This is a genomic window from Vibrio olivae (genome assembly GCF_042428525.1).
Classification (GTDB): Bacteria; Pseudomonadota; Gammaproteobacteria; order Enterobacterales; family Vibrionaceae; genus Vibrio; species Vibrio olivae.
Genome location: NZ_JBHMEP010000013.1, coordinates 42,169 through 58,246 on the forward strand (window position 1 = coordinate 42,169; position 16,078 = coordinate 58,246).

At 43.1% G+C, this 16,078-nt stretch carries 12 protein-coding genes and 4 pseudogenes; 12 read left to right on the forward strand and 4 right to left on the reverse strand.

Translation table 11 applies throughout. The features are described from left to right. Window positions 1-144 precede the first annotated feature (144 nt). Window positions 145-1,404: a tyrosine-type recombinase/integrase gene (locus ACFFUV_RS21230; RefSeq protein ID WP_390197206.1), complete on the forward strand. Its 1,260-nt coding sequence runs from the start codon at window positions 145-147 to the stop codon at window positions 1,402-1,404. 28 nt (window positions 1,405-1,432) lie between these two features. Here the strand turns inward: ACFFUV_RS21230 and ACFFUV_RS21235 are convergent, their stop codons facing one another. Then, window positions 1,433-2,416, reverse strand: a complete 984-nt coding sequence (locus ACFFUV_RS21235) for a hypothetical protein (RefSeq protein ID WP_230855340.1) — start codon at window positions 2,414-2,416, stop codon at window positions 1,433-1,435. 422 nt (window positions 2,417-2,838) lie between these two features. Here ACFFUV_RS21235 and ACFFUV_RS21240 point away from each other — a divergent pair. The 8 genes and pseudogenes from ACFFUV_RS21240 to ACFFUV_RS21275 all read left to right on the forward strand — a co-directional run. Further along, a pseudogene (locus ACFFUV_RS21240) lies at window positions 2,839-3,473 on the forward strand (inovirus Gp2 family protein). 229 nt (window positions 3,474-3,702) lie between these two features. Continuing rightward, window positions 3,703-4,299 carry a YagK/YfjJ domain-containing protein gene (locus ACFFUV_RS21245; protein ID WP_390197209.1) on the forward strand — a complete coding sequence of 199 codons (597 nt, stop codon included), beginning with the start codon at window positions 3,703-3,705 and terminating at the stop codon, window positions 4,297-4,299. 64 nt (window positions 4,300-4,363) lie between these two features. Next, window positions 4,364-4,564, forward strand: a complete 201-nt coding sequence (locus ACFFUV_RS21250; protein WP_001211744.1) for an AlpA family transcriptional regulator — start codon at window positions 4,364-4,366, stop codon at window positions 4,562-4,564. 82 nt (window positions 4,565-4,646) lie between these two features. Further along, window positions 4,647-5,083: pseudogene (locus tag ACFFUV_RS21255) on the forward strand (RNase H family protein). Between the two features lie 209 nt (window positions 5,084-5,292). Continuing rightward, window positions 5,293-7,680, forward strand: a pseudogene (locus ACFFUV_RS21260) (T6SS effector antibacterial DNase). Beyond that, window positions 7,680-7,922: a DUF7683 domain-containing protein gene (locus ACFFUV_RS21265; protein ID WP_019827560.1), complete on the forward strand. Its 243-nt coding sequence runs from the start codon at window positions 7,680-7,682 to the stop codon at window positions 7,920-7,922. The pseudogene ACFFUV_RS21260 and the gene ACFFUV_RS21265 overlap by 1 nt, the downstream one beginning before the upstream one ends. A 62-nt stretch (window positions 7,923-7,984) precedes the next feature. Further along, complete coding sequence (locus tag ACFFUV_RS21270) at window positions 7,985-8,224, forward strand: bacteriocin immunity protein (RefSeq protein WP_390197269.1); 240 nt, start codon at window positions 7,985-7,987, stop codon at window positions 8,222-8,224. 106 nt (window positions 8,225-8,330) lie between these two features. Then, window positions 8,331-8,525 (forward strand): annotated as a pseudogene (locus ACFFUV_RS21275) (RNase H family protein); the annotation flags it as partial. A 419-nt stretch (window positions 8,526-8,944) separates the two neighbouring features. Here the strand turns inward: ACFFUV_RS21275 and ACFFUV_RS21280 are convergent. Genes ACFFUV_RS21280 through norV form a run of 3 tightly spaced genes read right to left on the reverse strand, consistent with a single transcriptional unit; the run spans window position 8,945 to window position 11,987 of the window. Then, complete coding sequence (locus ACFFUV_RS21280) at window positions 8,945-9,283, reverse strand: TehB family protein (protein ID WP_123016460.1); 339 nt, start codon at window positions 9,281-9,283, stop codon at window positions 8,945-8,947. Window positions 9,284-9,340: 57 nt separating this feature from the next. Then, on the reverse strand, window positions 9,341-10,483 hold the full coding sequence (gene norW / locus ACFFUV_RS21285; protein WP_390197214.1) for an NADH:flavorubredoxin reductase NorW: 1,143 nt from the start codon (window positions 10,481-10,483) through the stop codon (window positions 9,341-9,343). 10 nt (window positions 10,484-10,493) lie between these two features. Further along, entirely contained in the window at window positions 10,494-11,987 is a 1,494-nt protein-coding gene (gene norV / locus ACFFUV_RS21290; RefSeq protein ID WP_390197216.1) for an anaerobic nitric oxide reductase flavorubredoxin, read from the reverse strand. A gap of 219 nt (window positions 11,988-12,206) precedes the next feature. Here norV and norR point away from each other — a divergent pair, with 219 nt between their 5' ends. The 3 genes from norR (at window position 12,207) to ACFFUV_RS21305 (ending at window position 15,964) form a co-directional block, all read left to right on the forward strand. After that, window positions 12,207-13,757, forward strand: a complete 1,551-nt coding sequence (gene norR / locus ACFFUV_RS21295) for a nitric oxide reductase transcriptional regulator NorR (protein WP_164711868.1) — start codon at window positions 12,207-12,209, stop codon at window positions 13,755-13,757. Window positions 13,758-13,968: 211 nt separating this feature from the next. Continuing rightward, complete coding sequence (gene hmpA / locus ACFFUV_RS21300) at window positions 13,969-15,279, forward strand: NO-inducible flavohemoprotein (RefSeq protein ID WP_390197220.1); 1,311 nt, start codon at window positions 13,969-13,971, stop codon at window positions 15,277-15,279. A gap of 136 nt (window positions 15,280-15,415) precedes the next feature. Continuing rightward, entirely contained in the window at window positions 15,416-15,964 is a 549-nt protein-coding gene (locus ACFFUV_RS21305; protein ID WP_199287054.1) for a class I SAM-dependent methyltransferase, read from the forward strand. Window positions 15,965-16,078: the final 114 nt, after the last annotated feature.

Sequence of the window (16,078 nt, forward strand, 5' to 3'; positions counted from 1 at the left end):
TTTTAAAGTTAACCACCTGATTTTATTTGTTTTTTGTGATCGTGTTGTCCGGTGAAGTCCAAAGCCGTACAATAGAAACTCGACGCTTGCCGTACCCCACGCCGTACCCAGAGCCGTACCCAGAAATGCAGAGGTTTTCCAACGATGACGAAACGAATCAGTACCAATGCAACGTTGCAAGCATTGAAGCCACAGGATAAGGAATACTCGATCCCCGATAAGAAGGTCGAAGGATTGAACATTCGAGTTCGTCCAACAGGCACAATGACTTGGATCTTTCGTTTTCAAGTAGGGAAGAAACACGAAAAAATCTCTATGGGTCGATACATTAAGATCAAACCAGAGCGCGGGATGACATTGGATCAGGCGCGAAAGGAAGCGGGTCGTTATCGTAGTTGGCTGGAGAATGGTAAGAACCCAAAGGTTGAGTTGGATATCGAGAAACGAGCACAAGATGAGGCGAAGACCTTTGACGATGCGTTTATTAGTTTCGATGAAAAACGTCTTTCAAAACAGCTTCGTGGTGACCAGTCGAGGACCATTTACTATCGAGATATCAAGCCGATTCTCGGTAGCATCAAATTGGCAGATTTAAGCATATATGACCTCAATAGGGTCTTTGATGCTAAGGTTGATAAAGACGGTAAGCGTATGGCGGGGGCCATTGGAGTTTGCCATAAAATCATCAACCAAGTGATTAACCATGCCCTAGCGCTAAATATGCTCGATACTCATCCAGCCCCCCAACTGAAAGCAAAAGACGTTGGTGGCGGCTCTAAAGTCACAAAACGTAATTTAAGCTTTTCAGAGTTAAAGATTCTGTTAACGAGTATGCCGTCATGGCGTACAGATCCCTCGAACATCCGTTTAATGCAGTTCTTACTTGGTTGTGGACAGCGTATTAGTGCCGTACTGGAAATGCGTTGGAGTGAGTTAGATTTTGATGAGGGAATTTGGCTATTACCAGCCAGCTCAGAAGAGCGGCACACTAAAAGCCAAGACGCACGTAAAGTACCTTTAAGTGGCTACTTGCTTGCACTTCTAAAAGAGCAGCGTGACAGTGTGCCAAGTAAGTGGAAGTTGGTATGGCCTCAGCTAACGGTCGATAAAGTGCAAGAACCTGCGGCAGTACGGGCATTGATCAAACGTAATCTACCTACTGATTTTGAACGCTTTTCACCTCACGACTTGCGCCGTACCTTTATCAGTCGTTGTAGTGAAATGGGGTTAGATATCGTAGCGATTGAAAAGACAGTCGGCCACCAGCTCCCAGGCATGCTCAGAGTCTATAACCATCATGATTATATCGATGAGCAATTGAAGGTTCTGGAAGCATGGGGTAACAAGTTGCAATCGCTAATGGAAGCGAACGTCCACCCGTTACCTTCAGCTAAGATGGCCTAACTTACCTAATTTAGTCTTTGCTTTACGATCAGATTAACCGTTCGTCATGGAGAGGTGTCTGTTCGGATTGTGTATCGCGTGGTTTAGATTTAGCTGATGTGCGTCCGGTTTTTTCTCGAAACCGCTTTTGTTTCCAAGCCTTCATCATCTTATACATTACGTCATTACTGGTTATGTACCGTTCTTCGTTACGAGATGAATCTTCAGTACTCGATGAACTTTTCCTTTTATTTCTCCGTCTATTTGGGTTCAGTATTTCATCTTGGTGACATGTAAACAAAGTGTCGAGTATGGCAATGTTGCTATTGTAATACTGTGCTGCTGACACTGGTTGTATCAAGTGCGGTAGAAACTCCAGCTTGGATTTGATGTAGTTATAAATCCATATGTTTTGTGCTTTATTTTTGGGTTCTATCCAACTGTAGTTTGGATTCAAGTGATGACTTATGTAGCGCCATTTCTCTTTTAAAATGCCCATGAGCTTTTCTTTCGCAGAGGCTTTTGCATCCCATTGGTCAAAAAAGTCATAGACAAGTTCCAACGCTTCAGCACTGTTGAGCGGTAACTTATTTAATCCTGAAATATGGTATGGGTTTCTTTCTTCATCATCTAAGTGCCGTAAGCAGTAACGTACAGAAAATTCGTAACTAAAAGCTCGCTTTTGATCATCTAACTCGTAGGTTCTTGTTGAAACAAACCTCAGCATTGACCAGACGAAGTAGACCATTCTATCTTCATTTTTTTCGACCCAACGAAAGGAACGGTTGGGCAATAAGTGCTTTATTGCTTGCTCGTTCATCTCTTCTATCTGGCTATCAATACCCGTATGGACGTTGTTAATTGCCATGTTGATCTTTCGTTGTAACTCTTCTTTATCTTCGCTCTCTACGCTGTATGAGATGTCGGTGTTTTGAGAAATAAAGAACAGGTAGTACTTCAAATACCGCACGTTATTGACTCGAAAGAGTCCTCTCTCAGCTAATTTTTCTTCGTATATGCTCTTCTTGCTCACGATGTTTTTCCGTACGAATAAGTGATGAAATAGAGTATCTTTCACTATGTCTATATTGAGTGCTTTATGATTGATTTATGTAGTAAAAAAGTTCCTGTATTTTTGTTTGTGTCATTCGTTGTTTCTAGCAATAGCTTGTATTAAACACATGACGTAGCTCTTTTTTCTACTGATTTTACCTGTTTTTACTAGCGGCATAAAGTTCGAGTGTTCAAGTTGTTCGAATGACACTCTAATTGAATGAGAAAATACAGGTTAGTAACGATAAAAAAGGGAAATGATTGGTGGAGGTGTGGTTTGTGACGCTGTTATCTAATCACACTGATATGAAGCGTGTTGGTATAGGTAATATACATAACTACCAACTATTAAAATTAACGTTACTCCCTGTGTGTATGAGACACACACATAGGGATAACACCATGAATCACCAGACACATCTGAAGACAAATTCAACAACTACGACCTACCTCAACCAACAAAACGAAAGCAACGATTCTTCTACCGTAAGTTTTACCTCTACAAGATTTCTCAATTGATAGAGAAAGCTTTGAAGTATCACTCTAGGCTATCCGTATTTCGGATAGACCTACACTTACCCGAAGATTTCGATGATGCAGATTCAAAGGTCATTACTCGATTCTTCAAATCTCTAAATGCCAAACTGGATGTGGATATCAAACGCAAAGAGAAAAGCTGGGGAAGGAGCTTAAGTAACAAGACCAGTTACGTATGGGCCAAAGAGAAGAATACCTCTAAGCAGTATCACTACCACGTTGCACTATTCCTGAATAAAGACATCTATCATCGACTCGGTGACGTAGGTGCATCAGAAGGGTGTCTAGCTGCTCTAATGAAGCAATCTTGGTGCAGTGCTATCAAACAGGATAAACCTGCACTAGTCCATTTCTGCAAGAATGGTGTGTACTACTTGAATCTTAACTCATCTGATGTTCAGAGCTCGAAGAATGAGTTATTCAAAAGAGTTTGCTATTTCGCTAAACCTTACTCAAAGGTTTACCAGGGAAACGCGAGAAACTTTGGCACTAGCAGTTAGTCAGCTTAAAAGTAACGGCCACAGTCCCTGTGGGATGAACAGCAAACCATAGGAACTAGAATGCTTAATCAACTCAATGTAGTCCACAGTCGCTCAGAAGCGCCTAATCACCTAACCATCACCAAAGACGCCGATAATCGCAGTATGAGTTTTGGTTGCTGTCGCTACTCACCTTAAAAAATACAGCGCGAGTAATGCCTATGTCATTCACACACAAAAGGCATTACTCATGGCGAATAGAACCCACCTCCCAAGTATTACCCTTGATAGAACTTTTGAAGATTACCCTCTGTATTACAGCGACAAGGGGTTGTACGAGTCAGCACTGACTTCGATGGTTGATGTCTTTGAACTGGCTCTCAGTCAGTTTGAAGTCGCTCTCGTTACACGTTTTGACTTATATCTGCCTAAAGATCATCAAGATGCAAAGTTTTGCATCCTGAACGATTACTTTGAAATCCTGAAAGAGAAGCTGAACGCCGATTCGTTGCACTACGTGTGGCGTAAGCGAGAGGATAACCGTTCGCACCAATATCGAGTGGTTTTGTTTACTGATTATAAGCAGAATTTTGGTGATGCCATTTACATGGAGAAAAGTAATGAAATTGTGGGGCATCTGAAAACAGCTTGGGGAGAAGCGATTAAAAAGCACTACCAAGGTAATGAGCGCTCCATGGTCCAACTGAATGACCGAGGGAACTATAGCCTGGGTACACGCTGTAAGAGCACTGACACTAACATAAAGAACAGTGTCTTTAAACGGATGAGCAACCTTGCTGAAGCATGGAAAGAAGAGCGTTACTTCTTTGGCTCTAGCTTGGAATAGACCGACTGCATTTTTTTACAGTTGCGGCTTATCCCATGGGTATATACAAGAGGAGACAATTCCCATGAGATTTCTACGACTTAAAGAAGTTATGTCACTAACAGGACTAGGCCGTTCAACTATCTACAAGTTCATGGCAGATGAAACCGACTTCCCTAAGAGTGTCCCACTCGGCGGACGAGCGGTAGCTTGGGTCGAAAGCGAAATAGAGGAATGGATGGAATCGCGTCTGAGCATGCGAGACAACCAAGAATCCTTTCAGTAACACAAACATCAAATCACATCAGCAACGGGGCGCTGGCTAAGCAAAGTCATGCGCCCTTTTTACAATTAGAGAGAGATAAAAAATGAGCTATTCAATTTACGTAGACGGCGCTGCACCAAACAACCAACACGGATGTACACGAGGTGGTATCGGGCTGGTGGTTATGGATGAAGACAATGAGATTGTTCATGAAGAGAGTTTTAGCATCAATCGAAAAACCGACAATGCTGAGCTGGAACTACTGGCCTTAATTGAAGCATTGGAATACGCAGAAGATGGGGACGTTATCTATTCGGACAGCGATTATTGTGTGAAAGGTTTCAACATATGGATGATTGGAAAGACCGAGGCTGGCGTCGAGCGGATAAGAAACCGGTTAAAAACCGCCAGCTTTGGCAACAAGTGGACGAATTGAGTTCTAGGAAGTATGTCGAGGTATTTAAGGTCAAAGCACATTCGGGCATTGAAGGGAATGAAAGAGCTGACCTGTTGGCGGTTGAAGCGGCGGAAGCCGACTAATACAAGAATTCATAGTTTGGGAGGGTAACTCCTCTCAAGCTATGCCCTATTTTTTGTTTGGGCTAAGTTGGTTAATGATGAAGTCATTATCAATAGGTTTGGTTCCAGTGGGTGAAAATCACAATGTCTGCAATTGGTAGACCGAACTTATGGTTATCAATCCTGCAACTCCCGCAGCTTAGGTAGAATACACCCATTGAAAGTAGCGGATGGATTTAACTGTGGGTTATCGAGTGGTACGGTTAACCGAACTGATGGCATATGAGTTTGGTCAGGTTGAAGGTGACATTGGTCGGCTGGACGAAAGAGCGTTAGGCTCAGCACTCCCTCAGGGGATGAGCTATTCGAGTTTTATGGAGAAGTTGAAAAGTGGTGAGTTAGCATTATTGACGGACTCCCCTTCTAAGCCTGTGATGCTCCGAGATGGCATGAGCAAATCATGGAGCTTGTCGGCGGAAGGGCAAGAGGCGTTATCGCCAGAAGCGAAGAATGCCTACCTGTCCAGAACGAGAATGTCAGGCGGTGCGGCTGGCAGTGCTACGCCCACTCAAAGCGCCGCGGGCTATGCGCCTAACATTGAAGAGACCTATGTTCCTGAGCCCGTAAAACCTGATACCTCAGATGCACCCCCAAAACTGCAATACGAATATTGCTTTGAAGTGGCGTGCTCGGATGAGACGTTTAGAAAAAGCGTGGGGTATGCGTTTGAACTGGCGAAAACCCAACAAGAAGCCCTGATTGGCCGCTGGCAGACGGAGGCAACCGAGCACGGTACAAAATATACGGCTCATACCGCCTTTGATGAACCGAAAAAATTAGTCGCTAAAGTGGCTTCCAATGCTTTGGGTATTAGCGTTCCCGACAATGTGCAGGTGAAGCCAATAGGCTCTGGTGTAGTGCGAGAGGCATTTATCCCAGTTGTCCCTTCAGTGCAGATTGGTGAGCGTTTGGGGCTACCAACAGTAGGCTACTACTACCATTTTTACAATGGCCGTTTAGTTCAAGAGTACAAGCTGCTTGGCAATGGCAATGGCAAGTGGGCCTTCTATGCGACACGTTCCACTCACGAGCAGCTCAATGATGAGCAAGGCTACAACATCTATCAAAGTGCCATTCTGGTCTACTGGAAGCTCGAAGGTAAAGACGTTGAAAACCAACATCTGATTTATCTTGAACAGCAAATTGCCCGAGAAGAGCTCGACAACCTCAATGATGACTGGTTGGCTCAACATGGTATTAAGCTCGATATCAACGAATTGCTTGCTGCGCCCAACCAACCTGTCACGGAAAGACAAACTACTCAACCCTCAGACACAGAGAAAGCAGAGAGTAAACCAGAAACGCATACTGTTGGGACGGATTCTAAAACCAACCAACGAGAATCATGGGGAGCCATTGCAGAGCAATATGGCTTGTCGGCGAAACAATTACTGGATTTGAATCCGTAGTACAACGCTGACCCGATGTCATTGAAAGTCGGGGATACGCTGACCGTTAAGGCCGTCGAAGAAAACCAGAGCACGCCAGAAAAAGCGACCGATTTACCTCCGCTTTCCCCTTGCACCTATAGCTGCTTGGCGAACACGTATTATGATCACTCTGACTCGCTTATCTCAGGAACCCAGTTTAAGGCGATAAACAGCGATAGTCTGTTTGAGAAAGAATTGCCCGTCACGAACTTAACCACCATCACCACGGCTTCTAAAGCCACCGATTATGGTAAAACGGCACTCCTTGCGATCCCCGCAAATGGCGCAGCAACGAACCTTGGCATTCTTAGCTCCAGTACGACAAATACGATAGGCACATGGTCGATTTCAGGAGAAGCGTTAGCAGGCTTTGCGCGAATGGGGGGCTTTCTAGTGGCCGCTTTATGGCCGTCTCAGCTTGCAGATGGTACCTTAGACGGAAATCCAGATTTTGCGACTGGTGACACTACGACGATGCGTGTACGTTTCAAAATGTACACGGACGAGAATGGTAAACAGCAAGTAGTCGGCATCAAAACGGGAGACGGTAGCGCCTATGGTGAGCGAGTTGCGAAGCGTGAAGCTGTGCAGCAAGGACAGCACTTTGTTGCTGAGCTAGAGAATGGGATTACCATTACATGGACACCGGATGGTTCAACGGATGTACTAACACCTGATACTGTATTGCCCGAAAATGATGAGCTCGATGTACACAACATTTGGGTGCGCCCGATTGAAGATCATGAACAAGAGATAGGTACAGCGCTCTATCCCGAGGAAGAGCTTGCTGAGTATATTGTGACTTTCCCCGCGGATTCTGGCGTGTCCCCCTTGTACTTAGTATTTAATAAGCCTAGTGGTGATATTAAATACATTCCTGCGCCTAGAGGCAATCCACCACTACCTGCATTTCCAGATGCTATAAAAGCAAAGAAAAAAACAGCAGTGCAAGGTGGTGGCAAGCTAAGAGAGCGATGGAAAGACAGGAAGGGGCGTATATACGAATGGGACTCTCAGCATGGAAAAGTCGAGGTATATACAAAAAATGGAAAACACTTAGGTGAGTTTGACCATATTACAGGGGAACAGACAAAGGATGCAGATCCTTCACGAAAGGTAGAAAAGTAATGAAAGTTGTAGTTGAAGCGTTTGACAAAAAAAGTGAGCTTTTGGTATCGGAAATCGAAGTGCAAAGTACATATGTTGATCAGGTCTCAAAAGTACTAGATTTAAGTGACGATGATCTCCGGTTTCTTTTAGCTGGTGCCGGTGGATTTGATATCTCGATTGATCAAGTTAAGGCAATTGAGACAATAATTGGTGAGAGTTTTTATAGCGCCCAATGCGACTATCAACTTGGAACAAGTTAACTATGACTTAGCATTTAACTCTTACATCTATTTTTAAACAATAGAGGTACTCATAAGATGATATCTCAGATTACAGTCAATCAGAGTTTTTTCAATTGGTTAATAGAATTTGTGTTGAAGATTACGCTACTGAACAAGAACATATCGATGCAGTTTTACATTTCGAAGAAATGACAGGACATCCAGACGGCTCTGATCTGATTTATTACCCAGAGAATCCTGAAGATGGAACGCCAGAGAATATCGTTAGAATCGTCAAAGAATGGCGCTTGTCGCAGGGCTTGCCTTGCTTTAAGAGTTAAGTCGCTTTTTAACAGATAACATATACCTTCAAACTGGTGTATTGATACAAAAAAAAGAATGGTGGTATTACTTTTCTGTGATGGCTTCACAGCCTTTAAACAGTGTGATAGCTGGAAAAAGAAAGGCTGGCGTAGAGCAGATAAAAAGCAGATTAAGAATAGTCGCCTGTGGCAGACAGTCGATGCGCTTCGCGCAGACAAGGATGTCGAAGTCAAAAAGGTTAGAGCGCATTCTGGTGTCAGAGGGAATGAGATAGCGGACTCGCTAGCAGTTGATGCTGCTAGAAGGGAATTCGATTGATGTAATAATGCGATTTGTAGGCTCAATCTAATAAACCGCTATTATCCCGTTATTTGCGTTTTTCTAGATAACATATATCTGAAGGTGGATGCGATGAGGAAGCGAGAGCGGTCATGAGACTAACCGCTCTCTTAGCAAGTTTTTTCCCAAAAATCATTCAGCCAACCAGTGTCAAACTTTTAGAACAGGATAAAGCATATTTTTCAAAATGAATAAATATGCTTTTAGCCATTTTCCTTATACACATTCGATTAATTAAATGATCAAAATTGCTCTGTTCCTAAAGTAGAAATAAATCACTCTGTTTTTGTCAGAGCGAGACTGATTCCAAGCACAACATTGCGTAATCAACATGTTGTCGTAATTTTCAAAACACAGATAGGGTTATGTTAGTTGTCAGGCTCAACCGGCAATAATCACTAAGATTTTGAGTGATACATGGGTTGATGTTTTTGACTCGATTCTGACCAGAAATTGATGTTGAACTGCGCATCATCACTGAGTTCAATTCGATGCCAATATTGTGGTGGGCTGGTCGCAAATTGTCCTGCGTTAATAACCACGACCGCTTCTGGTTCAGTGGTGTTTTCATCAGCAAAGCCGTAGTAAGTCACCTGACCTTCCATCACACATAACTGACCAAATACACCTTTAGCTGTATTGTGATGATTAAGTAGTGCCTGAGGGACATTCTCTTTAGTGAAAAAAGGGGTTGAGCGTTGAATCGTCCAATTTTTTGGAATACGTAGATGTGACATAGTTATATCCTCTCTGATTTAAATCGTATTCAGTTTAATACTTATAGCATCTGGGCTTTATTTCGTTTGAGACAACTCACGAAGCAGTGAAAATGCTTGAGTGATTTGTTCGCCAGCTACGATAAAACCCGCCATTTGATTACGTTCATTTTCCGCTTTTGCCACAATGCCAGACTGAGAAAACTGCACATTCCACAGTACAATATTGTCAAAGTTGCCCGCAAGCTGAATGGGATAACTTGGTGTTTTCACTTTTATCATCGTAGGCGGAAGTGCTAATTGTGCATCTTGCCCTAATAGCTGCTTGCCCAGAACATTGGCGCTTAACACGATCGGCTGAAGATAAGGCATCAGGCGTCCCTGAATTTCAGCGCAATCGCCCAGTGCGTAAATATTGGCAACTGAAGTCTGTAGATGAGCATCAACAGCGATGCCCTTGTTTACTTCAATTCCCGACTCTATAGCTAACTGGGTATTTGTACGTAAGCCGGCAGCAGATATCACTACGTCTGATTCAATCACTTGACCACTAGTCAATGTAGCAACGTACGAGTTCTCTGAACAGTTCAACTCGGCGACACTATTACCCAGCGCCAGTTGAATGCCTTGCTGTTTAAGCTGATTTTCTAGTGGTAACGCAATGAATTCGGGGATGAGATTAGCTAACAGGTGCGGGTTTGGTTCAACAACCGTCACTGCTTTACCCGCACTTGCCAGATCCATGGCAATCTCAACACCGATCAAACCACCTCCTACAACTAATACGCGTTTCGCGCTGCTAAGTTTTACTTGTGCTAATTGATACTCTTGTAATGAATTCAGCGTAATAACTTCATTACTTGCATTACCCGACATAGGGGGTACAAACGCTTTTGCTCCTGTCGCAAACACTAATTTTGAATACTCATAAGAACGACCATTTGCCATCACTTGCTGCGCCCGTGTATCCACATTTTCGATTAAAGTGTTGGCAAACAGCTCAATATTCTGCTCTTGGGCGAACTCTTCACCGTATTTCACGACTAAATCAAGAGCTGTTTGTTTTTTACTGAACACATGACTCAAGTCTGGTTTGTTGTATTCCGCTCCGTCATCGGCAGTAAATACTTGAATCGGGATATGTGCGTCCATTCGACGCACAGTTTTAACTAACTGGTAAGCAGCAAAACCACTACCAATAATGACGATTGGTGCTTGCATCGCAGTCTCCTTAACCCTTGTATTCAACAAATACGTCTTTACCCAAGTGACATTCCGGGCACAGGAAATAGTCCGGAACGTCACTCCAAACAGTTCCTGGCTCAATGTCTTGATTTGGCTCACCTTTCGCAGGATCATATACCCAGTTACACACAGTACATACCATGCATTGGCAATCAGCAGAGTGTGCTTGTGCGCTTTGAGTGCCGGGCTGATCGTTGACTACCGCGTCTGGTACTACTTGTTCAACCGGTTGAAATACTTGAGGCTGTTCAACGACAGGCGCAACAACCGAATTTAACAGTGTTTTCTTTGCCCATAACTTAGCTATATTCTGACCATGCTCACGGCATTCGCGCATAGCCTTACCATCTGGTCGCCATTTGGCTTTCAGACTCACAGCGGTTTCAAATCCTGCATCAGTTAAACGCGCATGAATACGGTCTACTGCACCACCGTTCCAACCGTAGCTGCCAAAAGCAGCGGCTTTCTTAGCTTTGAAGCGAAGACCGGTGATTTCTTCCAGCATGCCTGCAATTTTTGGCATCATCACATTATTCATAGTCGAAGAACCAACCAAAATACCTTTTGAGCGGAATACATTGGCCAGTATTTCATTCTTATCATGTTTAGAAACATTAAAGACTTTCACTGCAACACCCGGGTCCACATCATGAATACCCTGTGCAATCGCATCCGCCATCATACGCGTATTATTCGACATAGAATCGTAGAAAATGGTGATACGATCTTCTTGATAGTCACCCGCCCACTCCAGGTACTGATCAATGATTTGCACCGGGTTATCACGCCAAACAATGCCGTGAGACGTCGCAATCATATCGACAGGAAGATTGAAGCTCAGAACCTCTTTAATTTTCGCAGTCACTAGGCTACTGAATGGTGTCAGGATGTTTGAGTAGTAACGTAAGCATTGTTCCATTAACTCGTTTTGGTCCACTTCATCGTTAAATAAACGTTCATCGCAGTAATGCTGACCAAATGCGTCATTACTAAATAACACGGCATCACCTGTCAGATAAGTCATCATACTGTCTGGCCAGTGAAGCATTGGCGCTTCCACAAAGACCAGTTGCTTGCCGTTACCAATATCAATCTTGTCACCTGTTTTTACCGTGTTGAAATTCCATTCCGGATGATGGTGGTGACCAACAATCGAATCGATTGCCGCTTCGGTACAATAGATTGGGGTATTTGGGATTTTCGCCATTAACGCTGACAACGCCCCAGAATGGTCTTCTTCTGCGTGGTTAATCACAATGAAATCTATCGACTTAAGGTCGATTTCCATTTCTAGGTTTTGAATAAATTGCTGACTGAACCGATGATCCACAGTATCGATCAATACGGTTTTCTCTTCGCGGATAAGGTAACTATTGTAACTGGTGCCTTTTGTTATTTTGTATTCGGTACCGTGAAAGTCCTGAACTTCCCAATCACGTTGACCAACCCAATGAATGTTATTTTTTACATGTATCGTCATTCTTTCTTACCTCAAATTAAATGTGATGTTTGTCTTCAAAGAGCATGAGGCGTGCCAACATTATTTATTCCTTAAATAACAGTTAGATAGGACTTTTTTCTACCTATGGTTATCATTTTGATACTGCTTTTGTTTTTGTCATTCTGACAAATAAATTATCATTATGGTAAATTGGAGTTTTACTTAGATAGTTGTTATGGGGTGCAATGAGTGATGGTTATGGACCAGGTAGGAAAAGAGTGGGTTCAGGTAGCTCTGGATATTACTTCCGGTATTTCTCATCAGGACAGATTTGATCGGTTGCTTTCTACGATTAGGAATACATTGAGATGCGACGCTTCTGCTTTGCTGCTCTTTCGCGATCAACAGTTTGTACCTTTGGCGATAAACGGATTGAGTGTTGATGTACTTGGGCGTCGCTTTAACATCGAGCAACACCCAAGACTTGAAGCCATAGCACGGGCTGGTGATATAGTTCGTTTTCCTTCGGATAGCGATTTGCCTGACCCTTATGATGGCCTTATTCCTAATCATGCAGAAGAACTCAAAGTGCACTCCTGTATAGGTCTGCCGCTTTTATTTGATGATCGCCTACTCGGCGCAGTGACCATCGATGCATTTGATTCGACTCAATTTGATAATTTTGAAGATGATGATCTGCGTATTATCAGTGCATTGGCCGCCAGTAGCCTGAATACCGCACTGTTGATGGAGCAATTGGAAAGAACTTCAGGTGTGAATGTTAATCAGACGAGGCCGTCGGGAAAATTTATTCAGCTTGGAGAAATCATTGGCCAGTCTCCGGCCATGCTGGATTTAAAATCACAAATTGATGCCGTTGCCGATACCGATCTTTCCGTACTTATTATGGGAGAAACAGGTGTGGGAAAAGAACTTGTGGCCAACGCACTTCATGCTCAATCCAAACGTTCTGAGAATACACTCGTTTATCTGAATTGTGCTGCGCTTCCGGAGTCTGTTGCTGAAAGTGAATTATTCGGACATGTCAAAGGGGCCTTTACCGGAGCCATTAGTCATCGTAAAGGTAAGTTTGAGCTGGCAGATAAGGGAACGCTTTTTCTGGATGAAATTGGTGAACTGTCACTGCCGTTGCAAGCTAAATTGCTGAGGGCTCTCCAGTATGGCGATATACAACGAGTAGGTGATGATAAAAATATTAAGGTAAACGTGCGCATTATTGCTGCGACCAACCGAGTAATGCACGAAGAAGTAAAAAAAGGGAACTTCAGAGCCGACCTGTATCACCGTTTGAGTGTCTTCCCCATATTTGTTCCGCCATTAAGAGAACGAGATAAAGATATCACTCTGCTCGCTGGTTTTTTTGCCGAGAGATGCGCACATAAGTTCGGTGTCACAAATGTCAGCCTGAGTGGAGCAACATTGAGTCTTCTCCAGACTTACACCTGGCCTGGTAATGTACGTGAACTGGAACATGCGATAAACAGGGCTTCTGTAATAGCAAAGTCTGACAGTCAGTCAGAGCAAATATTATTACTGCCACAGTATTTTTACTTATCTGGGGAAGCAACGTCTCCACAGCCAATTGACTATGAACCAGACACACAGACAGAAAGTGGTATGACCGAATACCGAGAATTGGGACTAAAAGAGGCTGTCGAGCGTTTTCAGACCCAATTTGTACAAAGAGCCTATCTGGAAAACGATAAAAATCTTAGTGCCGCAGCCAAGCAGTTAAAAGTTAATTCTCCCAACTTACATCGATTGATGAAACGCCTGAACCTGAAATAGCAACAAGAGAATTGGATTCTCCAAAAGTTGTCAGCCCTTTTTTCAAATACTCATTATGACAATAATATTGTCATAATGAGTATTTGAAATATGCTCTTTTTGATAATTAGAAATTCTTATTGATGACTAATTGTTTATAAATCAATAAGTTAATCCCATGGCATAACTAATGCTATGTAGTATCCGTCGTCATACAAGCTACTAGGCGCGGATGAACGGCTCTAATAATCATAGAAATTATCTGTTATCCGAAAAGGGTACAGATAATGAACTGGACTTAGTCAGTCAGAAATTACTTTTTGATCGTAATTTCAATTATCAAAAGAGAGATATTATGAACGACCTGCAAAAGGCACTAGTTTCGAATACGGTTCCCGTTTTACGTGAAAGTGGGGTTGCCTTAACTTCGCATTTTTACCATCGCATGCTCACACATAATCCCGAACTAAAACACATTTTCAATCAAGCAAATCAGGCGCAGGGAGCGCAGCAACAAGCATTAGCGATGGCTGTACTTGCATACGCTGACAATATTAACAACCCTTCTGTGTTGCTCCCCGTAGTTGAACGTATCGCACATAAACACACGAGTCTTGGTATCCGTGCTGAACAATATAGTATTGTTGGTAAACACCTGTTAGGTTCGATCAAGGAAGTGTTAGGCGATGCTGCCAGCGATGAACTCATTGATGCATGGGCTGCCGCATATCAACAATTAGCCGATATTTTTATCAGCGTAGAGTCAGGTCTCTACCAAAACTCCGTAGCGAATAATGCTGGCTGGTCAGGCTGGCGACCTTTTAAAGTAACGAAAAAAACACAAGAAAGTAGCGAAATTTCTTCCTTCTATCTGGAGCCCAATGATCAAGGTTCCCTTCCTCATTTTAAGCCTGGTCAATATGTCTCCGTGCGATTATATGTAGAGGATAAGGGCATATATCAACCTCGCCAATACAGTTTATCTCAGGCGCCAGGGAAACAGACGCTACGAATCTCGATAAAAAGAGAATCCGACACTGCTGATAAGCCTCAAGGTGTGATTTCTAACCTGATGCATACACAGGTTGAAGTTGGCGATGTCATTGATGTCTCTGCACCATTTGGGGACTTTTTCTTGGCAGAGCAGTTACCTCGTCCCATTGTAATGATCAGTGGCGGAGTGGGGATCACCCCGATGATGTCGATGAGCGAACATCTTGATCGAATCAACGCCCTATCTCAGGCGCACTTTATACATAGTGCAAAAAATTCACGCGTACACGCATTTAAAGATGTGACGGATGACTTTGCAAGCCGAGGCATGAAAGTGAATTATTTTTACGATGAAAGTGCTAATTTTCAAAGTGATATACAACCAGGGCCGTTTAAGTTAGACGACTTATTGCCTGAGGATCCAACTCGAATGGATTATTACATCTGTGGCCCTCGAGGGTTTATGAAGCGGTATTTTGAAGAACTGCGCGGACTTGGCGTAAAAGAGGAACACATACATGCTGAAACATTCGGGACCGGAGGTTTTTAGTACATTCGATTTTCCAGCCGAGCCTTGGGACGCCGGGGTAATTCCGTATTGATTATAAAGACCCAAGTGACTTCAAGACCTGAGTTTCACTCTTTGAATTTGCTTGGGTATGTACACACGAATAGAGAGAAAAAAAATGGTAAGTTTTGCTGAGCCTGAGAAATTAGCCTTTATATTTGACGGTGAGAACCGACAGCAATGGCAAAATACGGACCATATTCTGGCAACACTGGATATTAAGCAGAATGAGGTGATCGCAGATGTTGGCGCTGGAACGGGTTACTTTTGCCAGCAATTTGTGTCGAGAACCGACGTTGGTCATATATACGCTATCGATCTCGAAGCTAATATGGTTGCTTATTTAGAAAGTAGATTTACCGAAGTGCCTCGAATTAGCTGTCGATCATGCACCGCCGATAATCCTAATATTCCAGAAGGTGTGGACACCGTGTTTCTCGCTAATAGCTATCGATTTATCAGAGATAGAGCGACATTCCTTGCTAAATTGAAAGAACAAATTACACCAGAGGCCCGCGTAGTGATCGTGGATTTTAAAGGCTCAAATGCGCGTGTGACCCCCGAAATGGCGATACAAGAAGTGAAAGATGCTGGGTTTGAAATTGTTAACTTTGATCGAGATGGTTGTCCCGATCATTATATCTTAAGTTCTTGCCTGAAGCCCTGAACTAGCTATCTAATTAAGTATGATGATCGAAGTAGGGATAGGAACACTTTCTCATTTTAATTAATGAATACAAGGAAAAATGAACCAATAAAAATGCTAGGATATTGATTTTTT